24 protein-coding genes are annotated in these 25793 nt (G+C 39.2%); 5 read left to right on the forward strand and 19 right to left on the reverse strand.

Going from position 1 to position 25793, the window contains the following annotated elements:
* The first annotated feature begins 74 nt into the window (after positions 1–74).
* From FEFB_RS06375 to FEFB_RS06395, 5 genes are all read left to right on the forward strand, one after another.
* Positions 75–575 carry an NUDIX hydrolase gene (locus FEFB_RS06375; RefSeq protein WP_047975412.1) on the forward strand — a complete coding sequence of 167 codons (501 nt, stop codon included), beginning with the start codon at positions 75–77 and terminating at the stop codon, positions 573–575.
* Positions 576–841: 266 nt separating this feature from the next.
* The gene (locus FEFB_RS06380) at positions 842–2920 is read left to right on the forward strand and encodes a DNA topoisomerase (protein ID WP_047975413.1); all 2079 of its coding nucleotides are present in this window, start codon (positions 842–844) and stop codon (positions 2918–2920) included.
* 58 nt (positions 2921–2978) lie between these two features.
* Positions 2979–3263, forward strand: coding sequence for a hypothetical protein (locus tag FEFB_RS06385; RefSeq protein ID WP_047975414.1), 285 nt, complete (start codon positions 2979–2981; stop codon positions 3261–3263).
* A gap of 584 nt (positions 3264–3847) precedes the next feature.
* Positions 3848–4108: a helix-turn-helix domain-containing protein gene (locus FEFB_RS09045; protein ID WP_047975415.1), complete on the forward strand. Its 261-nt coding sequence runs from the start codon at positions 3848–3850 to the stop codon at positions 4106–4108.
* A gap of 35 nt (positions 4109–4143) precedes the next feature.
* The gene (locus tag FEFB_RS06395; protein WP_053068962.1) at positions 4144–4917 is read left to right on the forward strand and encodes an IS30 family transposase; all 774 of its coding nucleotides are present in this window, start codon (positions 4144–4146) and stop codon (positions 4915–4917) included.
* Between the two features lie 597 nt (positions 4918–5514).
* Here FEFB_RS06395 and FEFB_RS06400 read toward each other — a convergent pair.
* The 19 genes from FEFB_RS06400 to FEFB_RS08920 form a co-directional block, all read right to left on the reverse strand.
* Positions 5515–6687, reverse strand: coding sequence for an IS30 family transposase (locus FEFB_RS06400; RefSeq protein ID WP_047975416.1), 1173 nt, complete (start codon positions 6685–6687; stop codon positions 5515–5517).
* Positions 6688–6938: 251 nt separating this feature from the next.
* The gene (locus FEFB_RS06405; RefSeq protein WP_047975417.1) at positions 6939–7355 is read right to left on the reverse strand and encodes a hypothetical protein; all 417 of its coding nucleotides are present in this window, start codon (positions 7353–7355) and stop codon (positions 6939–6941) included.
* Positions 7356–7511: 156 nt separating this feature from the next.
* Positions 7512–7682: a hypothetical protein gene (locus FEFB_RS08905; protein WP_200898279.1), complete on the reverse strand. Its 171-nt coding sequence runs from the start codon at positions 7680–7682 to the stop codon at positions 7512–7514.
* The gene (locus FEFB_RS09050; RefSeq protein WP_082131937.1) at positions 7682–9415 is read right to left on the reverse strand and encodes a replication initiation factor domain-containing protein; all 1734 of its coding nucleotides are present in this window, start codon (positions 9413–9415) and stop codon (positions 7682–7684) included. The genes FEFB_RS08905 and FEFB_RS09050 overlap by 1 nt, the downstream gene beginning before the upstream one ends.
* A 416-nt stretch (positions 9416–9831) precedes the next feature.
* Positions 9832–10119: a hypothetical protein gene (locus FEFB_RS08915; RefSeq protein WP_047975418.1), complete on the reverse strand. Its 288-nt coding sequence runs from the start codon at positions 10117–10119 to the stop codon at positions 9832–9834.
* Positions 10120–10162: 43 nt separating this feature from the next.
* Positions 10163–10429: a hypothetical protein gene (locus FEFB_RS06420; RefSeq protein ID WP_047975419.1), complete on the reverse strand. Its 267-nt coding sequence runs from the start codon at positions 10427–10429 to the stop codon at positions 10163–10165.
* Positions 10430–10638: 209 nt separating this feature from the next.
* Positions 10639–11985: a cell division protein FtsK gene (locus FEFB_RS06425; RefSeq protein ID WP_047975430.1), complete on the reverse strand. Its 1347-nt coding sequence runs from the start codon at positions 11983–11985 to the stop codon at positions 10639–10641.
* 168 nt (positions 11986–12153) lie between these two features.
* Positions 12154–14649 carry an ATP-binding protein gene (locus FEFB_RS06430; protein WP_047975420.1) on the reverse strand — a complete coding sequence of 832 codons (2496 nt, stop codon included), beginning with the start codon at positions 14647–14649 and terminating at the stop codon, positions 12154–12156.
* A complete protein-coding gene (locus tag FEFB_RS06435) occupies positions 14649–15086 on the reverse strand; it encodes a hypothetical protein (protein ID WP_047975421.1) in 438 nt (145 codons plus the stop codon). Before FEFB_RS06435 ends, FEFB_RS06430 begins: the two co-directional genes overlap by 1 nt.
* 54 nt (positions 15087–15140) lie before the next feature.
* Positions 15141–15710 (reverse strand): hypothetical protein, encoded by a 570-nt coding sequence (locus FEFB_RS06440; protein ID WP_047975422.1) that lies wholly within the window; start codon positions 15708–15710, stop codon positions 15141–15143.
* Positions 15700–16227, reverse strand: a complete 528-nt coding sequence (locus FEFB_RS06445; RefSeq protein ID WP_047975423.1) for a hypothetical protein — start codon at positions 16225–16227, stop codon at positions 15700–15702. Before FEFB_RS06445 ends, FEFB_RS06440 begins: the two co-directional genes overlap by 11 nt.
* A 1-nt stretch (position 16228) precedes the next feature.
* Positions 16229–17440: a phage tail tip lysozyme gene (locus FEFB_RS06450; RefSeq protein ID WP_235271970.1), complete on the reverse strand. Its 1212-nt coding sequence runs from the start codon at positions 17438–17440 to the stop codon at positions 16229–16231.
* Positions 17440–19365, reverse strand: coding sequence for a CD3337/EF1877 family mobilome membrane protein (locus FEFB_RS06455; RefSeq protein WP_053068963.1), 1926 nt, complete (start codon positions 19363–19365; stop codon positions 17440–17442). The genes FEFB_RS06450 and FEFB_RS06455 overlap by 1 nt, the downstream gene beginning before the upstream one ends.
* A 123-nt stretch (positions 19366–19488) precedes the next feature.
* Positions 19489–19857 carry a hypothetical protein gene (locus FEFB_RS06460; protein WP_047975424.1) on the reverse strand — a complete coding sequence of 123 codons (369 nt, stop codon included), beginning with the start codon at positions 19855–19857 and terminating at the stop codon, positions 19489–19491.
* Position 19858: 1 nt separating this feature from the next.
* Positions 19859–20086 (reverse strand): TcpD family membrane protein, encoded by a 228-nt coding sequence (locus tag FEFB_RS06465; protein WP_047975425.1) that lies wholly within the window; start codon positions 20084–20086, stop codon positions 19859–19861.
* A 12-nt stretch (positions 20087–20098) separates the two neighbouring features.
* Positions 20099–20974: a conjugal transfer protein gene (locus FEFB_RS06470; protein ID WP_161795098.1), complete on the reverse strand. Its 876-nt coding sequence runs from the start codon at positions 20972–20974 to the stop codon at positions 20099–20101.
* A 130-nt stretch (positions 20975–21104) separates the two neighbouring features.
* On the reverse strand, positions 21105–23459 hold the full coding sequence (locus FEFB_RS08295) for a SpaA isopeptide-forming pilin-related protein (protein ID WP_053068965.1): 2355 nt from the start codon (positions 23457–23459) through the stop codon (positions 21105–21107).
* A gap of 62 nt (positions 23460–23521) precedes the next feature.
* Entirely contained in the window at positions 23522–24235 is a 714-nt protein-coding gene (locus tag FEFB_RS06480) for a hypothetical protein (RefSeq protein ID WP_047975426.1), read from the reverse strand.
* 70 nt (positions 24236–24305) lie between these two features.
* Positions 24306–25052 carry a hypothetical protein gene (locus FEFB_RS08920; protein ID WP_047975427.1) on the reverse strand — a complete coding sequence of 249 codons (747 nt, stop codon included), beginning with the start codon at positions 25050–25052 and terminating at the stop codon, positions 24306–24308.
* Positions 25053–25793 lie beyond the last annotated feature (741 nt).

Below are 25793 nucleotides of genomic sequence, written 5' to 3' on the forward strand. Positions count from 1 at the left end.
CTTTGGGTTTTTATTTTAAATTTTCTCGTTCGAATTAATTATAGAATCTGCCAATTAAAAAAAAGGAAAGCAGTATGGAACATTACCACCGTGCCTTTGGCGTCTATGGCATTCTTTATGAAGAACACCACGGTTTAGTTGTTATTAAGAAGAATGGTGGTCCCTATTTGAACCGCTATGATTTACCAGGTGGTAGCCTTGAATCAGGTGAGCCACTTGAGCATGCACTAGCCCGTGAAGTCAAAGAGGAAACTGATTTGACGGTTGAAAAGGCCAGACAAATTGGAACAACTAGTTTTATTTACCCATGGCAGTATTTAAATTTCAATATGAACCAGCATATTGCAGTCTTTTATGAAGTTGAAAGAGTCAGTGGTGGATTAACAGAAACACCACTGCAATTTCTCGGTCAAGATTCCCTTGGGTCCTTGTTTGTCTCGCTTGATTTGTTAACAGAGCAAAATAGTTCGCCCTTAGTATTGAAAGCAAAGGAATACCTGCTACACAACAAACATTTCGATACTACTGATTGCCGTTTTTCACAGTGGAAAGTTTTGACGAAACCTGTTTTTTAGGTGGGTGATAACCGGTCTAACCAATGTGTCTCGTAAAAGGTCCATTACTCCTAATTACTGCATGTTCAACCATCAATCAGACGAAGCCAGCAAGGGCTTTAACCGGTTCGTACCAGTACTCATGTTATAATATCGATTAGGAAAACAAAGTACGATAGTCACTATGCGAGTGACTTTTAACTAAAAAACGATGTAGCAACTACTACGTCGTTTTTCTCATGAGTAAAGACTTACAGCGTAAGACGTAATACAAAGGAGGTTGACGCTTGACCAAGTATTTAATTATCACCGAGAAGCCGAGCGCTCGCCGTAATTTTGAAAAGGCACTGGGCGGGGCAACTGGTCACGTTGCCCACTATGATTATGAGTTAACAAACCTACGTGGCCATGTCATGACTTTAAGGGAACCGGAAGACCAAGTCCCGGCTGATTTAAAAACAAAATATAAGTCATGGAAATTAGCTGATTTGCCATGGGACTTGCAGGACCTATCTTGGAAACGAACTTACATTCGCTCCTGGAACCCCCACAGTAAAAAATCAGAAAGTACCAAGAGCTTGATTGACGACCTCAAAACCAAGACCAAAAATGTCGATGGACTCATCATTGCGACCGATACTGATCCGTCAGGGGAGGGCGACCTGTTAGCCTGGGAGGCCATTGATGCCATCAAGTGGCAGGGTCAAGTTTTTCGAGCTAATTTTGCAGATGAAAGTCCAAAAAGCTTGGTCAAAGCACTCAATCAATTGACCGCCATTGAAAGTAAGGACCGGCACGGAGCCTACCAGAAAGGGCTAACTCGCAACAAGTGGGACTTTGCCTCGATGCAGCTAACCCGGGCGGCCACAACACTGACCAAAAAACAGGGCTACTCACTTGTATCACGACAAGGTCGTCTAAAATCAGCGATGCTGCTGAAAATTTACCAACAACTCCAAGCCATTAAAAATTACCAAAAGGTACCGTATTTTGAGTATCGCTTTCGAGATGACCAGGGAAATGTTTATGCTCGAGTAGTTGATCCAAAACAGGAAGTGGTGCCCTTTCGCTATCCCAGCCATGAGGCCCTCCAAGCCGCCGAATCCTTTGCAAAATCAGGACAGGTGCAGCAAGATTCAGTGACTAAAAAAAGTACCAAGCCACCAAAGTTACTCGACTTGTCATCGCTCTCAGCCATTTTAGCCAAAGAAGGCTATCAGGTAAAGGAGGTTCTGGCCACCTACCAAAAATTATACGAAGCGCAAATCGTGTCTTATCCACGAACTGAAGATAAGACGATTACCCCCGAGCAATTCCAAGATATGCTGCCATTAGTCGACCAAATTGCGCAAGTAGTGGGTGCCGACGTAAGTTTACTGACCCATAGGAATCCTCGTAAAACACATGTTAAGGAAGAGGGCGCCCACGGTGCTAACCGTCCCGGTCCCAAGGTTCCCGCAAGTTTAGAAGCACTGCAATCATATGGCCCATCTGTTAAGCGGATTTATCAAACGTTGGCGAAAAACTTTTTAGCGATGTTTGCCGAGGGCTATCATTACCAGCAGATTAAAGGGTCTATCGTTGAGTACCCTGATTTTAAAACAACCCTGAATAACCCACTTTCATTAGGGTGGAAAGCAGTCTATCAAGATCAAAACCAAGACCAAGATGTGGAAGAGAGCAAGCCGAAAGCCCTGGGGAAAACAGCGGACCTCTTTGTTCATGAAGGACAAAATCCAAAGCCAACAACGCCAACCTGGCAGTGGCTCAAGACTTTTCTTGAAAAGAATGAGATTGGCACAGGGGCCACGCGGACAAGTACTTACGGGGAGCTATCCAGTGGTAAAAATACCTATATGATTGACCAAAAAGGAAAGATTAGCTTAACGGATAGTGGTCTGGCAGCGGCGATTTTGGTGCAAGATACTTATATTGCCAATCCGAAGACCACGAAGCGTGTTTTTGATATTTTTGATCAAGTCGGCCGCTTTGAGATGACAGCCGATGAGGCCTTACATTCCTTGAACGTAACGGTGGCGCATGATTTGCCCATTATGGCTGAAAACGTTAAACAACTCGAAAATGCTATTGAAAAACCAACCAGCTATGAACCGAAAGAAAAAGTCAGCGGTGAGAGGCACGGTGAAGAAGTGACGTTTAACGCATCCTTTTCAGGGCATCGTTTTACGGCAGATGAGGTGGCACAATTGTTAGCCGGTGAAGTGATTACCTTTCAAGCGATGAGTAAAAAAGGCAAGAGTTATACAGCTAAAGGTCAACTTGCTAAAAAGCGCTATAAAGGCAAAGACTTTATTGGTTTTGATTTAATCTTAGATAAAAAGAAAACCCGTAAAATGAAAAAGTAGAGAAAAGTAGAGGAAGGTAGAGGAAGGTAGAGAAAGGCAGTTTAAAAGGGAGGTTAAAATGTTACAAAGAGAATACGAAAAGAAGTTATTAAGAGAGCGTGAATCGCGTTATGAACGCCTACCAAACTTAGAAATCGCGATGAAAGTAGCGAATATCATGGTGAAACGATTCCCAGAGGGACTTAATTTATCTCAAAAGCGTCACTTAGCTGACCAACTGTCGATTACGGATAAGAGTTTGGAGCGTTTGCTCGATCTCTTGTCAGAAAATGGGCGCTATGAACTAATCGAAGTAGAGAAAAGTAGAGAAAACTCTACCTTTTATTTAGAATTTATCATATAATGATTACATCCTGAAAGGTTTTTGAGGGAGTAAAAATGAAACGTCGCCTTGCTACTTATCCGATTACTGCTTGTGTGAAATTTGCTGTCTTTTCCAGACATTTTTTTGGCAAGGCGATCCTACTGATAATCAGTCAGTAGGCTTTTTTATTATCGTTATCCTTGTTGCTTGACAAGGTTAATAAGTCGCGGTATAAATAAGTTAACTCAAATAATATTTTTGAGCGAAAAAGGGTTTCGACCACCGCCTGAAAGCTGTAATCAGTATTTTGTTTTCAAAAATCTCCCTTTTTGATACAAAAATTTGTTGTCGAATGTGATCTGTTTCGTGATTATTAAATTACTTCCTATAACACAAGTAACGATGTAAGATAAAAACCTTTTGTTCATTCATTTTAAATAATATTCCTTTCAATCGGGCGGTCCTGCTGTTAACACAGCAGGCTTTTTTGTTTGACCGTAATGACCGAAGTCAAAGTAGAGAAAAGTAGAGAAAAATCTACTTTTCTCTACTTTTTAGTATGTATTCAAGGCTTTCGCTTGCTATAATTTTTGGGTATCAAATGTTAGAGGAGAATAGGCGATATGGGGCAGAAACATCTACAACTCGCACAACGAGTTCAAATTGAAACGCTGCTAAAAGAAGGACATAATCTAAGCTTTATTGCTAAGACTATTGGCTATTCAAGAGCGACCATTACCAAAGAAATCCAGCGAACAACACTCCATGCAACGATGGAAAGAAAAGTAAGTACACGTATATCACGGAGGATGTACAAAGCACTTGAAGGTCAAGCGCTGGCTGACCAAAAACAACGGTTTAAAAAAAAGCACCAACAAAGTTAACGCCTCGACGCGAAAAATTAGTTAAAGAATATATCATGAAACATAAATGGTCCCCGGAGCAAATCGCTAAGGGACCTTTACGAGTTGGTGTGTCCTTTAAAACCATCTACAATTGGGTTAATCATAAAAGAATTAAGGGACTCGATTACTGGGCCTTACGAGATAAAGGCAAGCGGCAACGCTATCATAAGCGAGCGTTAAGTTGGAGTGAACGCAAAAGTCTGTATCTGAAAAAAGAAGATCAGAAACGAGCGACACACCAGTATTCCATTGAGTTTCGACCAAGTGTGATTGAAAACCGTAACCGTTTTGGTCATTGGGAACTAGACGATGTAGAGTCTCGTCAATCCAGTCACTTGTTGTTAACTTTTGTAGAACGTTTTAGTCGGTATGCAGTCTCGATGGTCATTAAGGATAAGTCCGCTTATACCGTCAGCAAGGCTATCTCAGATTTCTGTGAAAAATATAAAGGTTGTGTGGACAGTGTGACTTGTGACCGAGGGTCCGAGTTCATTGCCTTGCAGACCCGGCAAATGTTGGATCAGCATGGCGTGAAATATTATTACGCGCATGCATATTCGCCGTATGAACGCGGTTCCAACGAGAATTTTAATAAGCTCTTACGGGAGTATTATCCCAAGAAAACGGATTTCGCTCATATAAGCCAGTCAGAGCTCGATAAAGTGGTCATGAGCATCAACACTCGTCCGATGCGTACTCATCGTTACAGGAGCCGTTTACAGGCTTTTAGACGCCACTGCCAATATCGTCGGGTTGCGTTTGACCAGCGATTCTTAAACCCAGCTTAAAGAGCAACAATTGAATTTTTTTGAACCAGTCAAGGGACTGGCTTTTTTGCGTTGGTCTAAAAGTTAACATGGTTGGCATTTGATGCAAAATACGTTATAATTCAAAGCGTTTAGCGAAAAAAGAACCGAAAATAACCGATTCTTTTTCGACGATAGAAAAACTAAAAAACTTTTTTCAAATAAAAAAGGCCTTATACCAAGCCTCGGAGCGATTGTTTACTTACGTTGTTAATTTTAGGGTTGCAAATCCCCATGCTGACTTTACTTTACATAATATATATTATCGAAAGTAAATGGACTAAGGGAAATGCAACCCCCAAAGCATAATTTTATTAGTTTTTTTTTATTTTTTCACTAACTTTGTTAAATGGCTGTTCTCTAATAATTATTTTCTCTTGTCTAATTATTTTTCAATTTGAACCACTGTAAAAAATACATAATCACTTTTTTCAAGATTAGGGACGATACTTCTATCAAGTAATGATATAAATTCTTTTTATTATATCACATAATCAATATTTGCAAATCACTTAATACTTCATTTAAAAAACACAAGAAAAACGCCCCCTTATAATAGGAAGCGTTTTTCTTTTTAGCTTATTCATTATCTAAATCTGCTGTCTTTTTCTTCAAGTAATTTCTTCGATAACGGTTCATCTTAACCACTTCTTTTTCAAAACGCTGTTTAGGCGTATCGCCATCTAACGCCTTTAACATTGGCTTTCGATTGATTTTATCCATTATCATCGTTAATTCTTCTTGTGTTAGCTTACTAAAGGTCGTTTTCTTAGGCACATAGCGTCTTAATTCACGATTTTTATACTCATTTGTTCCTCGTTCTTGTGGCGAACTGGGGTGTGCATAATAAACCTTTGTTTTTTGGTCTTTTTGTACATACTCTAAAAAGTTAATATTGCGAAACTCACTTCCATTATCGGCCGTAATTGATCGGACATAGTTACCATACTCTTTATAGAAGGCTTTCATACCAAGGACAACTTCTTGCGCTGTACGACCACCTAACTTAATACAAACATAGTAACGTGTCTTACGCTCTGCTAACGTCAAAATAACAGCTCGATTCGTTAAATCATCACTATCAATTTTAGCTGGACATACCAAGTCAATTTCCCAGTGGCCAAACTGCTTTCTTGTAAGTACACTTTCAGAACGGGCTGATATTCGCCTTGGGATTAAAGCATTTTGGTCTCTTAGCTTTTCTTGCAGATAAGCCAACTCTTCTTTTTTTCTAGCCTGTTGTTCCGCAATTTCAGTCTCTCGCTTATTCAACTTATTTGATTTTCGCCGACGATAAACATAAGGCTTGACATCTAACATACCTTGTCTAATCCAGTTACGGATTGTTGAAGCCGATATATCAACCGATTGTACCTTACTAGCAATCTGCTCTGGTGTCCAATGTTCGTCATTAATCCAATGCTCAATTGTCTTCTTTAAAGCAGGTGTAAACGATGAACCTTCTCCATGTCTTATTGAACGCTGTGTCGCTATATATTGGCCTCTAGCAGAAGAATACTTAATTCTAGCGTGACTACTAAGGCTCATAACCGCTTGACGAGACAAGTGATCCCAATTTAAAACATTTCCTTTTTGCAGTTCATGCGAAACAGTTGATTGTGTCATACCAATTTCTTCGGCAATCGCCACTTGACTCATTTTTCGGTCATTCCACAAATACTCAATCAAATAGCGTTGCTTTTCTGTTAACTTTGGTCGGCGTAAACGCCCCTTTGGTAATTTTTCCGTCATGTTGTTACTTTCATACTCAATTTTCTAATGTACTTATGCTTACTTTAAAAAGTTAGCACCTTTTTTACTTTTAAACAAGTAATAAAAATAACAATCAGAAAAAATGATAAATAATGAACTAAATTAAAATTATTCTCTCGAAGTGTAATCAAAAATAACGAGAACACCATAAAAATTAAGTGTATAATTCACTTTTTTTAATTAATTTTTTCATTTTAAAAGCACTCCTTCAAATCTTTAAGTAAGTCCACTTACCAAACACCACTTTCGCTTAACTGTTTCTTTGCTTGATAAAGTTTATTTTCAATTTGACTTATCCCACCATCGCCATTCCTATCAAGACCTAGCAACAAGTCCAACAAATTAGAATAGAGATAAGTTAGTTCCAAACTCTTACTAACCAATTCCTCCACCGAACAATCTAACTTCTTTGAAACCATCAAAACATCACTATAAACTTGTGACTGCTCAGCCTTTTTTATACTTTGAGCCAAACTTTTCGCTTCTTGCAAAGTAGTCAGAAAATTTGAAGCGTTCTTCTCAAAAACAAAATGCTGACTATCCGCCATTAATGTACTGACCAATTCTTGATATAACGTCCTAAAACGTTCTAACTGCTTAATATACATTGGCAACATTTCTTCTTTAATATAGATTTTATTACTCATACAACCCTTTTTTCTTTAAGACCAAAATAAAAAAAGCTATATATTATAGCCTTTCTTTATAAGTGCACTTAACGATTTCTCAACAAAAGCTTTGTTAACTTTTCAATTACAACCCATTATTTTCCAAATAAATTGTGTTAACTTTTCGATTACAACTCATTCTTCAATCATCAGTGGTTCAGGATATAAGTGATTAGAAGGTGTTCCTTTACGCTTTCCTTGACCAAATGAAGGGAACTTCTCTTGCAATTTTCGTAACACCTCTGCTTTTGATTTTCCAATCATATAGACTTCTCGGGAATAATAACCCACTGCTTTCACTGACATTATCCTTGCTCCTTTTTTGCTTCAACACTAACCACAACATCTTCTTTTAATAAACCCATCTTTGCCAATTCGTCCCACATCTCATCAGTCATTGAATGAAGCCGTACTTCACGACCATCTTTTTTTACCCGCACTTTCTTTTCAAGCTCTGCTTTAAAATTAGGCAAAACAGACGACATCACGGCTGTGTTAGCAGTTGTTACCATCTTCAACTGTTCATCTGATAGCTCTGCCTCTTCAACCTTGTCCACCACGTCACGCCACTTACCCGTCTCTTTTAATACTTTCAACGAGGGTGCAACATACTTGTATATCCAACGCTCAATACTTTCAACACTCTGCTTTTTTGGCTCTGTCTTAAATCTCATTTTTGAACCCATAGAAGTAATCAAATCCCACGCCGTCATCGGCTTTAACTGGTCAATATATCGCTCTCGAACATGGTCGCCTTTTGCTATTTCTTCCTCATCAATTTTTTCATCAACAAACCACAAATAAGTTTTCAAAATTGACAAAGTGTATGGTACTAAATCATCATTTAACAGCCACTCATCAATAACCGTCTCGGCCTTACCGGCATGTAACTCCAACTCAATACGGTTTTTAATCGTTGTATCAATATCTTTTTGTTGTTGCTCCAAATACTTATCATAGATACGAATAACAAAAGGTGACTTACCAAAGTTAACCGTCCAACCAGCCGTCTCATTGCCATGGATAGCATAAGAACGTGACTTCGACCAAAAACGTTTTTCTTGCACAGCACGCACAATCTCGTCCATCGTAAAAAAACCATGCGTATCATTAATTGCCAAATCTAGACGTGTTAAATGTCCGTTAAATCGTCTTATCCGAACAATAAATTGTTTCCATGTCAAAGCCTGTTCATGCAAAACTGACTCAAAAATACGTGTTCCCTGCCCAGTTAAATACAGGGTAGCTCCTGATTGTTGTTGCATGCTATCCGTTTGAGCATCTAGAACAGGTGCATGGCCTTGTACATAAAAGTTCTTTTCGCCTGCAAAAGCATATTCTTCCGAATAAAAATTTTGAGAAGTGGAACGCAACAAAAAGAGCGACTCTTTCATTCGCAAAACTTCTTGGATCACTTGCTTGGCCGTCATATCTGAAAAAGTAATCGAAACCCAATCAAACTGCAAAGATAATTTTTCGTTTAATTCTGGATATTTTTCAACCAGCAACTGATAATACTTATCCGCTAGTAGCTCATCACTATTCTCAATATTTCGATAGCTTCTTTCACTAAGTCCAAAAACTGTCATTAAAACGGATTGTTTAATATTTAAAATATCACGAACACTCTTTAAAGAACTACCTTTAATCGTTACTGGGCTTTCCATCATCATGCCCCCCTTTTCAATATTTTTTTGATTGCCTAATAAATAAAAGGACTCAATATTTTTTAACGCCATCACATCTTCAAAAGTCGCTCGATATGATTTATCAACCGTTCCTGTTAAATCATCAAAACCTGCTCTAAAGCCATACAAATCACTACCAACAACATTCCCCAAATCAATCGCAACACCCAATCGACTAGGAATTGTAATCACTCTCGAATTAACTCGAATTAAACGCGTACCCGCCCACTCTGATTGATACATCAACCCCACACGAACAAGAGGCTCATCAGTCAAAGTTGAAAAACTATGCTCAACCAAGCCCATAAAATACGTTTGATAGTATTGATTATCATTTAAAAAAACAGTCATATCTCTTCTCCTCTGTCATTTTTTGCCGATTTGAAAAATTACCGGCAATTCTGCTTTTTAATCAGAAACCGCTATATATCAGCTTTTCGACACCCTTTTAGGGTTTTAGCACTGAGTGCTTTCTGCCCCTTAACCCCCCTGTTAGTAATAGGGGGTTTACAATTTTTTACGCCTTTTTTGCTCGGGCAAGAGCCAGTGGCTGGCATAAGCTTTGCTTATGCTTAACCGCCACCTAGCTTCTTGGCAGACACTTTGTGCCTGCCTGCCAGAAGTGGCTTGGTTCTTCCTTTGGTCGCCCCACCCTCGAAAAAAGGCTATGTACATAAAAAACCCACTGTCTAACAAAGTCTGTTAAAACCGTAAGTCTTCAATGTCTACCTGATAAGTTTTCAAAACACTCAACTAGGCAAGCCTGATTACTTCAAAACATTTTGCAAACCTGATAATTCCTTTGAGCGATTATTAACGTGTGTTCGAACCGAACTAACTGTTCGCAACATAAAATTAAGATTTTTTTGAATATCAGCCAAGTAAGAAGGCAACATCGGATTAATAGCCATTAACTCTTCTTCACTTTCTCGACCTGCCTTAATGGCCTCTGCTAATTGGATAGTATTTTCAAGATTAACAGCCTTTTCCAACTGCTTCATCTCGCCTTGCGAGGCTTCTGTCAACTGAATAATCTTCTTTTTATCTAACGCCATAATTTCTACCTACTTTCTTTTCAACAAATAAAAAAAGAAACCTCTACTGTTCTAAACGCTGATAGAGCTTATCAAAGTCCTCTCGTGTTCTATCAATTACCTGCTGAAGACTTTCAAAATCACGCTTCAACAAGCCAACTTCTGAACTAAAATCAGTTAAACCGTCAGTACTTCGCTTTGTTAATTTTGATAACTTGGCAATTAAATCATCAAAATCAATGAAAAAGCCACCATTTTCAAATTCAAATAATTTACTTCTAAGAGAAACTTCAAGATTAGTTAATCCTGCTCTTTCTTTTGTCGTAATCATATATAACCACCTCTCAAAACCAATAAAAAAAGCCCATCAATTAAAATGGACTAAAACCTTATCATTAAATTTCCAATTCCCATAATAATTATTATTGAACTAATCTTATTCCAACAATTCATAAAACATTGATTGCCTAACCTTAAAAGGCCTTATCGGGACTTTTTTGCTTTCTATAACATACTGGTGCTCTGATGGAACAACCCATTTTAATTCTCCTTTCTTTTGGCTATCTGTGCCTTTATATAATCATGCAAATTAAAATCTTTCGGAACTTCTGGTGCAAAAAAAGAACGCACTTCATCATTACCCGTTTGGATAAATCCCCAACCTTTTAAATCCTGTGACAAAGGATGAAACTCCTTATCTGTATTAGGAAACATCATGCCTTTTATCTCTCGGGTTGGCATGCCCATCACTAATCGCAAGTTTAATTGGTTACGAATAGCAGTTGGCAAACTATCTGCCCCTGGTCTTTGCATACCAATAATCAAATAAAAACCAAGTGAACGACCTTTCATCGCCACTTGGTTTAAACAAGCCTTCGCTTTGTTATAAACTTTGTAATTTTCATCTTGAAAATCAAGACTATCGGCCATCTCAACAAAAGCCCCATACTCATCAAAAAACAAAAAATGAGGAGCAAAATTAAAGTCAAAATACGAACCAACTTGACCCGTTGACTTTATCTTTTCAATCTTTTTTGACCGTTCTTCCATCTCATCAAAATAAGTCAAAATGGTTTGCAAAATCTCGGGCAACTCTGTTGAAACATGGTCAGTAAGCTCATCAATATACTTCAACGAAGCCAAATCATCTCGCTTTGGGTCAATAATTTCAACAAACTTCGTTAGTGTCAGCAATTGTCCTAAAATTGAAAACATTACATAAGACTTACCTGTTCCAACGTTTCCAGCAATCACCGCATTATAATTTTTATCAAACTTCCAAGGAATACCTTTAGCAATCTGAACCACACTTTTAGTTGGTTTTAACTCATTCAACTGATAACGAAACTTTATTGGGTCAAAAGCAAAAGTCGATACCATTTTATTTTTCTTGAACTCCGTTGTTTCTTTATCCGCCAACAAAGCAATTTCAACGACTTTATCAAAACGACCACTTGAAAACTGTTCCATATAGCGTTGACCATCAACTGGTTCAACTAAAAAAAATTGCCCCGTATCAAAGTTAAAACGAACCGCTATTTTTGGAAAATAAGTCAATTCGCCGTCTGCCTCATCGTAAAAGCCCTTAGAAACGACCAGCAAAGCAATTAATTGTCGATACTCAACTTTCTTCAAGTAATTAGCTAAACGCCCTGTATGAGCTTGAGAATACGTTTTAAAGAGATAGTACAAACCATATGCTACGCCAGCTTCTAAAAAAGCTAAAACAAAACCCAAAACAAAGACAGTTATGAAAGAAAGAGACAAGATGCCTTTAAATAAAGCAAAACCACTCAACAACAAAAACAAAACCAACAAAAAAAGCAAAGACCGCTTCAAAAGTGTCTTTGCCAAATACTGGTCTTGATATTTAATTTTCTTGTACAAAACAAAACTACCCTTTCCCCGCAATTACACAACCAACAAATCCTACACCAAAAACAATTGCTAAAGTAATTAGAATAAATGCCTAAATCATATTGATAACGTTTAAACCGACGTTTATTAAAAGGTAAAAAATTAAAATCATATTTGTTCATTATCATTTTTTCCTTTTTAATACTGCTGTTCCAGCTTTGCCCCTGCGTTTTCGTTGACGGTCTTAAAGGCCGTCGTCCATTCGTCAAACAAAGAATGGATAGCAATTTTTCCTGTATTGCCATAAATGTCTCGGAACAAGCACTGCCCCTTTGCCATATTAGCTAACAGTTCACGATTATCTTTGGTATCTGCTAAGTTAAAATGTTCCAAAATATGCTTTCTATCCGAAGAGTCATCAAAAGCAAACAGTTGACCATACTGCCCTTGTGACTGTTCATTGACAATATCGCCGACTCGCTGGGTCGCATAACAAAGCATATTATTTTCAGACCGTCCTAGTCGCTTAATACCATCTAGGACTTTTTTCCCAGCCTCAGAAGCGTTAAATATCCACGCTTCATCAATAAACTCAACCGAAAACTCATCAGGATTCTCACGACCAAACTTTTCAAAATACTTACCCAAGGCAAGCATAATAGAAACCGAATACTTTTGTGTTTCCGTATAAGTAGCCACTTCTTGCTTTGGCTTTGGCAAATCAAGACCAACTACTTCCAAAATTGTCCGCTGGTCGTCAAACTGCAACGAATCAGTCGAACCATCAGAAAAAGCAACCTTTAGCATGGAGCGGGGAATCACTTCCAAAAGGTTTTCAGCATAAGCCTTAGTTGAATCATTTTGCTCTTGCATAACTTCCAGCACGTTCAACGTTCCAACCTTATGACCTGCCAAACGTTCATCACAGACTTGGTGAATAGCCCTAGTCAAATTCGTATCAAGAACCGTATCTTGGCCCACACCACGAATCGACAAAAGCATTTCTTTGACCAGCGTTGCGACCGTTGGTATATCATCTTCACTCGATTGCTTGGATAAAGTCAACATAGGGTCTAAAACACCACGATTAGCATTATCATTAGCATTCAACGTTACATAATGAAAGGAGTTCAACAACTTCTTAAAGTAAGGATTATTTTCCTTTTCCAAAGCCCGGTCAAACCAACGCCGAACTTCTTGCTTCGGGTCAACATACAACATCTTGACATCAAACATAGCAAGATTCAAAAGCAAAACCTTCACCAAGAAAGACTTTCCTTGACCAGTCTCACCAGTAATAGCAATGTGGGGACTATCTGTTTTGGCCCCCTTAATACCCTTGTTAGCAACTGATGGATTCAACAAGACCAAATTACGGGAAGAATAAATCGCCTTATCAATCGACTTGTAGCGTCCCATATCTAAGGAACGGCCGATATAAAAGCCAGTGTTCATACCCAAGTGAACCGTTGTATCAAAAAGCATTTCTGCCATGGCTTCCGTAGACGTATACTGTTGCCATTGCTTGTACACACCAACTGACTGACCCGGCAGAGTTTGATACAACAACATCTCTTGATTAAACATAGGTGTCAAAACCTTAGTACCACGGTCATAAGTCGTAAGCCGTGCTTTAATCGTCCGCAACTTCTGTTTCAAAGCTTCCTTATCTTCATCACGAACAACAAGAATCATAGTCCACGCCATAAAGGCTTCTTTACTATCCAAAACATCAACTAAATCAGAAGCTAAGGCAAAGTTAATATCTGACTTCTTAGAAGAATCATCACCGGTTAAATCAGCGTCAACCTTTTCACTACCAAACTTAGCCTTAAAACCCTTAGCTTTTTCGGACATACCCCGGATTCCACGCCTTTCCGGATAGGTCAGCTTAATGTGTAGTTCCACTGGAAACTTCAAGCCTTGAATAACTGGAATCAGTTCCAAGTTCTTCATACTATCGGGCAGTGCCAAAACAATATGAGAGATATAGTCCGTCTGTTCCCCATTATCTCGTTTGATAATCCGTGGATCAGCAAAATCAAATACTGTTTCTCGCATATCTTCCAAAGACACAGCAGTTGGATTGTTGTATGGGAAACCAAGCACTCGGACCATTTCTTTTTCCGTTACCTTACGACCACCAACGACATTCAATAGATTCAAAATATCGTCATTCATAGTTTGGTAACGGTCAAAAAACTCTTCTGAAAACTTAGCTTTGAACTTCAAAGCGTCCGCCACTCGTCTAAGCACCAAGTCCGTTGCAAATAAGGCCTTATCAGTGATACTTTCACCAATCGCAGACGACTGCAACCTGACCCCAATATAAAACTCATCAATCGTTGCCGGTCGGAACTCATCTTGTAAGATGGCTGGCTCTTCTTGGCCCAAGTAATAACGGGCTACATCATTGATGTCTTTTGCCCAATCGTCTTTAGTACCACGAATACGACCAACTAAATCCATGTCAGCCGGTAAAAGCTTCATATCGACATCATGGTACTTTTGTAAGCGTTCCAAAATATCAATCAGATTATCCTTATGCCGGCGTTTTTCTTCAACATTTGCCACATTGATTTGGAAAGGTTCGAGCTTGTAGTATGCCCAAACATCGCCTTTATCCGTCATTATCAGATTATCTTGATACTGAACAACTGGATTTTCAAATAAGACCGTTGTTTTCTTAGCCATTATGCTGTCCCCCCTTCTGTAAACTGAACTAACTTCTGACCATCTGAAGTCGTCAAATGGCCCTTATCCGTGACCATTGTTGGTGTCCTTTCAATTCCAAAATCAGAAATGAAATGACGATTAGCAGAATAAGCAACATTGACTACTTGAATCTGTTCCTTATGATTTGCCATGTTCAAAAAATTGTGCCAAAAGATGGCTGGATAAGCCTTTTTACAAGAAGAACAATCAGGATTATAGAAAAACGTTCCTTTCATATCCTGCTGTAAAGCAACCGGTCGATTATTTTGTCCCGAAGCCGATAGACCCGGTGCTAGATAAATAAAAGCCCCTACAATAACTGAAAAACCCAAACTAAAACTAGTAAGCATTTTCCAATTTAAATATTCCTTTAAACCAAAACCCTGTTTTGACCTTTTCTTATTTTTCGTTTTCACGTTTCATCTTTTCCTTTCATATCGTTAGGTGCAATAAAAAAAGAGCTTTCGCCCTTATACTTTCAACTGGTTAATCAAAACCGTACTAAACTTCTTCGAGTTTTTATCAGCCCATAAATGAACTAAATGATAAGCAGGAGCCGAATCACGACCATCTGCGTCTACCTGTGTTTTAACCACAGTAAACAATTCAACCTGCGAACCATTTGTATTGGCAACATATGTTGCCGATTCAATAACCTTACTCTTTAAACCAAGATTATCAATTTTCTTACCACCAGTATCATCTAAACCAGAATCAAAAATCTTCTTTTCGTTATCAGAAGATAATTGAAGCATGGAAGAGAGTGTTTTTTGTCTTGCCTGATAAGAATCTTGATTGGTCCAAGTATAGTAAGTCATAGCAAAATTATTTGCTTTCGCCTTAGCCCATGAATAACTATCAGTGGACTGGTTTTTAAATGTTGTGTTTTGTGTATCGACCGCCTTTTCTTTTTCTTGAAGCGTTTTAACATCATTTTTTAAATGATTGACCTGACTTTGTTTTTGACCATTAACTACTAAAAACACTGATAAAAGAAGAACAAAAAGACCTGGCACAAACCAAAATAACTTATTTCTCATCTTGAAAATCTCCTTGTATCATAGTTTTTTTAATCGCCATAATCTCATTAATATATGGGTCATAGTCAACTAAGTAGGCCACGTTTTGACTACCAGACTGACCAATCACAATATATTGTGGCTTAGTCGTATAGTAATCTGCCGGTGCTACTTGCTTCACAGTAAAGTTTTGACGATTTCCAAAATCAACACTAGCACCCGTTGTTCTTTGCATATATGCTTTAGCCGAAGCCGAAACTTGGCCCGGTGCCATCAAATCATACTTCGTTGGATCTTGATTTAGGACAATCCCCATCAACGTTTTTAACTTGTCTGCCCCCTTTGTCGTCATATCGTATTGGTCTTGCAAAACCTGGTCACCACTAGAAGATAAGACAATCGTTTTCTTTTCATTTAGCTTTTTCTTCTTCGTCTGCAAGTCATGGACTTGTTTCTTTAAACCACTACTTTGACTAAACGCCAACAAAGACATGATGGCTAGAACTGCCGTCACACTAATCAATATCTTTTTAACCATTTTAACTTCCTTGAATAAAGGTCATTCCTTGACCTAATGTAATCTCACGAAATGATACCGTACCCGTTCCTAAATCAACAACATTAGCTTCTGATACTAAGAACTTCTTTCCATCATCAGAAACCGCTTCAACAACGGCCACGTGGCCATAAACCGCAACAGCCCCAGCAACCCCCGGCTGAAAGGACACTGCCCAACCAACACTAGGCTTGTCACTGGTCGTTAAACCTTTTGCTTTGGCTGTTTGCGCCCATTGCCCACCATTTTGCAGATAATTTGGCACGGGGTGGCCTAACTCACTCATTCGATTATAAGTATACCAGGTACACTCCCCAAAAGGATAGGTATTGGACGAATCAGTAGCCGTAAAATTTTGATTCGTAATCTTGTCTTTATATTGGCTTGGAATCTCTTTAACGGGTGCGCCAGACGTTCCTTTGGTCGTACTCGTATCACAGCCACTAATAGCTGGTGCTGGACTACTTGAAGCAACATCAACGGAGGCAATGGTTGCTTCTGAATCAGACCCAGACGAAAACTCTTGATACCATTTCTTGGCATAGCTTGTTCGTTGAGCCGTCGTTCCGCTTCCACCACGTTCCCATCTTGAACGCAAGAACTCGGTTGCTTCTTCCACAGAGTTCATTTTCAAACCCTGCTTCAAAACTTCACTATCCTTACCATCATGGTTCAAAGCAAAATCTAACTGAAAACTGGGGTCTTTCCAATCTTTTCCCTGACTTTGGGCTTCTTTTAGTAGGCTCACTCGCCGGCCACTGTCCCATTGGTTAAAACCAAAGGCATAACCAGCAACTGATTTATCGTTTGCCTTGCTTTCATCATAGGATTTACCACCTTGGATAGCCGAAGGATTTAATGACGATTCGACTTGCGAATTACCTAAGTAGGCTGCTATGCCCGCTTCGGTAAAACCCGTTTGATTCTTCAAATTATCATGAATGGATTTTGCCATTGCCTTTTGGTCAGCAGTTGACGTAACCGATATATTAGCTGAATTACAGGAAGAATTACTAGACGAAACACCCGTTGCAATAATCACTAGTAAAATTACACCCAAAAGAATCAAAGGAACGAAAAGCCAAGCGTTAGCAATCATAAATGAACCAGCCGTCTGCGCTCGCTTCAAACGTTTAACATGTTTTTGAATCCGTTGTGCCTGCTTTTGAAGTTTCTTTACTAGCTCACTATCCATTAGTCACCAACCCCCGGCTTTTCCTTATGGTCGCTGGTTTTCAAGTCCCGTTCTAAATCAATATCCCGTTTCCTTGATGGATTAGTTGCCCCATTTCCTGAACCACTTGGCTCCTCTTCTACCAGCTCGGTCCGTCTTGTAACCTTTGGCTTTCCGGATTCGTTTGTTTCAAAATGACGCTCGCCATCCTGACCCAAATCAGTCAAACGTTGGTCACGTTCCTGTTCATAGTCAAGATTACCTAAATTACGAACAGTATCATGAATATTGTTTCTTGATAATCTTCTGGCACGATCCGCCTTTTCTTGCTCACGTTGGCGTTGCAAATCCTGCTCGTCTAAGAAGCTATCCAAGCGTTCATTTCGGCGTTCTTCTTCTTGAAGTTCTTCTGATTCTTCTTCATCAGATTCACCACCGTTTTTCCGGTTGGCAAAGTGATTTCCAATATAAGAAGCAAGGGCATTTTTAGCAATCCCCCCACCACGCTTAACCGGTCTTGAAAGCGAAAGCTTATCTGCCATATTACCAATGGAGGCACCACCGGCAATTAAGTTGACAATCGCCCCCTTCTTCTTCCAAAGCGTAATCATCAAAACAATAAAGAGTAAGGAGTTCAACATAGCCGACCCGTTATTGACTGGTGGTACGACAATATCGACAATATCACCCGTCCAGTTGACAAAGACAATCCCGAACAACAAGGCAATCTTACCCAGTAACATACCAACGCCCATGGCAATCGTTTTCATCAACAAGCCCGAATATTTTGGAATCAATGAAAGTAAAGCGACAAATGGCGCAATAAAGTAAACGGCAATCGCCCCAAGTTGTAGCACCATATTGGCAACCCCAATTCCTAGATAAGGAACAGCATAGGCAACTGATACGGCTGGCGACATAAAGGCGATAGTCGTTTGAAGCCAAGAATATGAAGAACCAGCTTTCATGTACTTTTGATTTGAAAAGTCTTTCTTGACCTTTCCAGAAGCCTTAGACCCAAGCAACTTGTATGGATCACCATCATTGGAATCAACCTTATCAGCAGAAGGCACACCAAAATTTCCCAAATAAAATGGTCGTTCAACAGCCTTAGTAAAGTATTCATGACGAATAGCATTCTTAAATGAGTTACTAGTGTCAGCGACCTTGGCTTGGTCCGTGTTTGATGTAGCTTGGAAAACTGCTGTTTGTGTTACAGACGTATAATTGTTCAAGTTTGTTAGCACCGTACTACCAGCACCGACCCAAGTAGCACCCATAATGGCAATCAAGAATACAAACCACAATCGCTTTAAGTCTTTTGCAAAAGCGACAAAGGCCCAAACAAGTCCAACCGCAAAGGCTAAAGCTAATAGCCAACGGAAAACATCTAAGCCCCAAATATTTTGGTTAAAAATACCAATCTGTGCAATCACTGTATTCATGGAAGAAGTAATCGTGGTTAGGTCAAACAAACGACTTAACCCAGCGTCCGTCACACTATAAACAATGTTTGTGTTAATGTTTTGGAAAAGGTCAGACAGCATGTGGGCGACATTACCTGACAAATCAGTAACACCAGCTGACTGATAATACATTTGATAATTTTGGAGAATGTTTTGGTTAACCCAATCCATATCATTGGCATTTAAGTGCTGTTTAATCACATCTGCCGAAATCTCGTCAGGGTCACGCCCAACCACTCGGTCAACATCACCTATCGTTCCTTTATTGTCCTTACTATCAGCGTCAATCCTAATTCCCGATGTTTTACCATCATTGACACCAGCTTGATTTAAAGCGTCATTCGTCGAATCAACACTTTGTGTTATCTTAGCGACTTCTGCTTCGTCGTCCGACTGCCCATCTGCATAAACATTTAAACCATTAAAAAAGACCAACGCTCCTAAAAGTGTGGCCAGACCGATTATGATTTTGTTTTTCATACTGCTTCCCTTCTCTTTAAATTATGTTTGTTTTTGGTTTTCCTAGGTACTGCCCCTAGCCGTCCTAGCCACAAGCTGACAAAAACCATAAAAAGGCAAGACATTAAAGTCCTGCCCCTAGTGCTATAAAATCTTGTACTGCTTATTAGCGGAGTTCAAACGCTTATCTTGATATAACTGGTTTTTCTTAATCCCGTATCGACGATAATACTTAAAACAAGCCATCAACTGGTGTTCAAATGGTAAATCATCAATTCGCAAGTACCGGTCTAAAAAGTAAACCGAAACAGCAAATAACAAGACTAAGCCAAAACCTAGTGAGAGCCGGTCAATTTGAAACAGCCCCAACAGACTAGCTAAGACTGACGAAAAAACAATCGCAATCGCTTCTAGTCCAAAAAACCGTCCGTTAATCCAAAATGGCGAATAAAAGTCGCCGTAGATATGTTTGAACTTTGCTTCGTCCACAAACACTCGGCGATAGTTATACATCTTAACCCCCAATTCCAGAGATAAACTCTTTCAAAGCGTTAATCAGATTACCCGGTGCCGCCAAGAAGCCTTGCGGATCATTAATAGCAGAATAAACAACTGCCCCAATTCCAATAGTAATCCATAGCTGAACTGTTTCCTTTTTACCAAAATGTAAAATGGCACGCCATGCAACAATAATAAACACCACAATCAGTAGCAGTGGTTTAATCGAATTATAAAAAGGCATTCAAATTTCCTCCTAAGCCTCAATAAACTTATTTACAAAGTAGGTCTTTTGTTGCTTTTTCAACTCCAAACGAACCTGCTGATTTTGCTTAATATCCGTATCATGAACTTGGACGGTCATGGTGGCCGTAACTACCGGATTATCCTTTGTTCCACTAACCTTAATATTATCAATTCCAGCCAAATCCACCTTACCTGCTAGACCTTGTGGGTCATTCATCAGCAAGGACATATCGGCCTTTGAAGAAGATACATACTTTGCCAAGAAAGTCTTAGTAAAACTTGTAACATCATCAACCGTATCCTGGTCGGTCAACGCCTTTTGTGACTTATCCAATCGGTTTTCACCGACATGTCCAACCGTGTTCAAATCACTTGACACATAAGGCAAGCCAACCACTGTAAACTGGGCATTGTCCTGAACGTATGGAATGTTAATCGTTAAGTTTGACTGCTTTCCATTGTTTTCCAATGTAATGGCATACTGAACTGTCCGCACCCCGTCTACGTTAAAGATACCAAGTATCTTGTGGTCCTTTAGGCTTTGTTGTCCTGACCCAGTTCCTAACTGGGTCAACGAGAAACCAGATGGGAAGTAAGGCTTTAAGCCATTTCGCCATTGGTCCTGCTGGTCTTGGTTGTAGTTGTAGTAAGCATTCAAAAAATTTTCAAAATACTGACCAACTAATGGATTATAAGAAAGAGAGCCAGCCGAAGCCTTATCCAATTTCTTTTCCAAGTTTGCTTGATTTGTTTTAAGTTGATGGTTCTTTTTGACAACCTGTGAAGCCTGCCAAGTCACCAGCAACATTAAAGCGATAAATAAAAAGACGCTGGCAAAAACCACTTTACGTAGCTTCCCAATCGTCAATGTTCTTACTTTTGGCATTTTCAAGCCTTTATCTTTCTTCTTTTTTTCAAAATCAATCGGGCCTTTTAGCTTGTGCCAAAGCCGTTTCATTTTTTTCAATATGACACCCCCTTTCTTGCTCTAATAAATAAGTGTACTTACTGAAAAATCACTTACTTAGCTTTTCTTTCATCGTTTTCTTCTTACTATCCAAGTAAAGCCAAGCCGTTGTCAAACCAGCTAAAATAGTCAAAGTAATTGCCACAATCAATGATTTGGGATGTGTCAAAACTTGCTTACCCGTCTTTGGCAGATTGGTTACTGTCTGTACAATCCTTGGTTGTTCAGGTGTCTTCGGTGTTTCAGGCGTCTTCGGTGTTTCAGGCGTCTTCGGTGTTTCAGGCGTCTTCGGCGTTTCAGGCGTCTTTGGCGTTTCGGGTGTCTTTGGTGTTTCAGGTGTCTTCGGCGTTTCGGGTGTCTTAGGCACATCAATCAAAGCCGTCTTGGACAAATAAATATTATCCTTGCCATCATCAATCGTCTTAAGTGAGGTCGTCAACTTCTTCAAGGGAACTGCCTGTCCCTTTTCCCACATTGTCATCTCATAGCCCGTCTTATCAGCATTGTAGCCAATATGAATGGTCATTGGTGTAATGTCTTCAAAGCCTTCTGGTGCACCATCTTCCACTAACTCATAGTCGCCATAAGGAACGTGGTCAAACTTATAATAACCATCGTTGCCTTGGTTGTCTTGATGAGTCGTAACCGTAATGGCTTCGCCCTTTGTCCCGTTCAAAGGCACAAGCTTCAACTTAATATCATTATATCCAGTTGAACTCGTCCCTGTTCCAGAGCGAACATACTTATAGCCATCAAAAGTAAAGCTCACAACCTTATCCTTTGACGTTGTTCCATTCGTTACTTCGGCCTTATCTTGGCCTTCATAGTTCAACTGGAACGAATTATGAGACTTGTCAATTTGATAACCCTCTGGTGACTTCACTTCTTGCCAGTAATAACCAGACAAAGGCAAGTTCTTAACCCCTGCTTGACCCGTTTCATCGTCCAGTTGCAAGACCACGTTGTCCTGATCAACCACCGTCCCCTTGACTAGCTTAGGGTCAGGTTGACCATCAGTATGCCACTTAACTGGTGTACCATCAGCATTAAACAACTGATACTGTGCACCCTTAAAAGTGGCCTTTCCTTGGGTCTTATCGCCAGTTTGAGCATCGTTTTTCGTTACGGTACTTTCGCCACGAACTTCCTTGTTGGTTCCTGAGACCGCTTGAACTCGTTGACCGTTTTCATCTAAATCAACAGCAATCGGAGTAAAGGAATTAAACAATCCCTTACCGGCTTGCTTCTCGGTAATCACATAGTGACCATAGTCCATGTCTTCTGGTGTTTCCGCATGTCCATTAGCATCAGTAGTCAAAGTACGAACAACTTCACCGTCTTTGGTGTCCTTGTGTACTTCAAAAACGTTCCCTTCAAGCGAGTAATTAGCATTCGACAAATGCTTATTCACTTGACCATCGTCCTGCAAAACATTCTTATCAATCTTAAGCTGGGCTTTCTTGATAACAATGTTCAAATCAGCTTGCATTCGAATAGGGTCTTTTGAACCATACAATGTTTGACCTGTTGAACCATCAGGGTTTGCAGTACCGAAAATAAATTGATTAAATTCATTATTAAATCCAGAGTCAAAATTAATTTCGCCATTTCCAGCCTTAGCATTCTTATCAACATTAATTGTTAACTGACTACCATTCGCTGTGGCACTAATCCCATTTGAGCCAACGATTTTTTTATACTTGTTCAAATCTGTACCGTTTGTATCTGTTACAGTCGCCGATTGACCAGCAATAATGTTCAACGGCGCTGGATTAAAATTAGGCTTTTGAGACAATGAACCCGCATTATCTAGTATACTTTGTGCCTTTTGAATAACATTGTTTGACAGATTAATACCAGACCAACCCGTCACTTGCGTTCCCAAGACATTTTTTAACTGACTTTCATCAACCCGACTAGAACCACTATTGACACCCGTTGCACCATTTTGTCCAGCTAGCAATTCCCAGACAACCAGTTGCGTAGCAAAGTAGGTTTCATTATCTGTAGAAGCCCCTTGACTTTGACCTACCCATACTGCATTATTAATCAACGACCTTTGATAGCTGTTCATACTACGAAACGTATCCAGCATCGCCTGATTTTGTCCTACGGCCGTTGCCAAAGCGCCATCTTGAACCATAACAAATGGGTTAATACAAAACACAACATCATTATTCATGCGAAGATTAACAACAGGCTCAGTTTGACCATTGGCAAAAGAAACAATGCCATCTTTCCCTTGGATACTTACTGTCCCACTAGCAGGCAACGTATCGGCAGAGACAGAACTATTATTTAAAGCAACTGCTCCAAAGAAAAAGGCAACCAAACTTGCGGTTACCCAAAATTTTCCTGATTTATACAACTTAAAATGTTCTTGCGAACTAACAATACTTTCCATACTTTTTTTCCTTTCAAATAAAAAAAAACACCAAATAGTGTTTTCATAAGTGATAGTAATTTTTAATAACCACCCACTCCTTCAACTTCAGGATGTGAATTTCCATAAGCTGCCGCGGCAGCATCAGCTTCAGCACTAGTCTTAAAGCCACCTTGAGACCAAACTACATTATAGTTTGCATCATAAGCTTGTGCTGTCCATGTCTTAGCAGGAGCAGACGGTGCTGGCGTTGATGATTGAGCTGGTGCTTGGTATGAACTACCCGTGTTTGAGGATTGAGCAGGTGCTTGGTATGAACCACCTGTGCTTGCAGATTGAGCTGGTGCTTGGTACGAGCTACCAGTCTTTGCCGATTGAGCAGGTGCTTGGTATGAGCTACCATTTGATGACTTACTTGGTGCTTGATAACTGTTATTACCAGAAGCATTTACCTTTGACTGTCCAGCAGTCGCCGACTGTGATGGTGCAGATGAGTTGTTAGAAGTTGCTTGACCATTATCAGAAGATCCTTGATTAGCTTCATCGTGCTTTGGCTCTTCCGAATTATTTTGATTAGTGTCTTCACTAGTCTTCGCTTTTTTCTTATCAGAAGACTTAACAGACTTTTTAGAAGAATGACTAACGGTTGGCTGATGTTCTTGCCCCGACTTAACCGTATTGGCATAAACAACGCCACCAGCTACTGTTCCTACAACCAAAACTCCAACAGCAGAAGCCACAATCAATTTAGTCTTTTGCGACCAAGTCTTAAAATCCAACAATTCCTTAACCTGCATTTTCCATCTCTCCTTTAAATCGTTAAATAAACATTAATTATATTATAACAACAGTTTCAACAAATATTAATTACTTGTGACTTTTTTCTTTTACATCAACACTTTCTGACTTCTTCACGTCGTTTTCACGAGGAATAACAGACTCTGCGTAAATTGCCCAATCAGTAACATCGTTACCAACAAAAGCAAACTTCAAATTTTGAGGTACAAGCTTTGCTCCATACTTAAGAAAAGGTTTAACCGCTTCATAATTTTCTGGTGTCAACATGATACGAATTTCGTTATCTTCGTCCAGAGGCTTCCCTTCTTCAATAAAGGATAGCGAATAGTTATTGATAATCGTATCGCCATTATCATCTTGCACTGCTTGACCACGCTCAATTTTAGGATTTTCAGTGGTTGATACCAACACCAACTTTTGTTTATCAAACGCGTCTGCAGAACGTACCTTAGCGACAGCATGCTTATCCTTACCAGAAACAAAAATCGAGTCAAACTCCTTTTCAGGAACATCATCTTGCTTGTTATCTGACTTTGATAGCAGTTCGCCACCAATAGTTGCCACACGAACACCTGTCGTATTATTACGAGCCTTACCTGCCGACACATGACCATTAACCAACTTCATTGGTGTTTCAAATACTTGACCAAAATTAAAATCAGGTTGTGGGTTAATCAAAACCTTTGACAGCGAACGATTGATAGACAATTCTGCTACTTTAGTTGTTCCCTTTTCGCCAACATTCTTTGTACGACTAAAGGACAATTCTCCCATAGACTGACCTTGCAATGACAAACGAGTAAACTTATTAACCATGTTTTTTTACCTTACTTTCTAAATTCTAAAAATTAACAAAATAAAAAAGACTCAACAAAGCCTTTTTTATAAAAGTATTCAATTGTGATTATTCCTTAATTAAAATAGGTATGAGTGTTAGCATCTAACGTGCTAACAGATTTAACCTAGCTAGCAAAATTAGCGACTTTATCTTCACGCAAAGTCGGTTCTTTTAAAGATTTAAAACTAGACTGGCACAACTCAACTAAGTTGCTTTTTCTATTGCTTTCGCTCAACGACCGCCCTCTCGGTCTAAAAGTTGCCACACTTTCAAACATCAGACCCTCGATTTATATTTTTAACTGGGATATTAGCAGAATAAACTAACACACAAACTTTTCTCTTTATTCACTCACGCCAACCAAACTCTCGTTTGACTCTTGCTCATGCCCAGAGTAACAAAATAATTTGTTACCATAATTGTTTCTTTCTATTTAATCAACTATAATAGGGTTAATTAAATATTTCTCTGGCGGGAGATTAGTTGGAAACAATTAATTTACATATTTAATTATCAAAGTACAGAAACGCACTTTCAGTAAAATCTCATTGAAGGTGTGTTTTTTTTCATCTTCTTTTCATTCCAAAAGAAAAATCATAGTCAAGTCAACATCATGTGAATTCACATGAGCTAACTGACTATGATTATAAGTTTACATTATTTGGTCAAGTCTTAATGCAACAGTTTAAAATTTTTCTTTGAAATAACCTCTTTAAAGC

Source organism: Fructobacillus sp. EFB-N1, assembly GCF_001038455.1.
In the GTDB taxonomy this organism is placed as follows: domain Bacteria; phylum Bacillota; class Bacilli; order Lactobacillales; family Lactobacillaceae; genus Fructobacillus; species Fructobacillus cardui.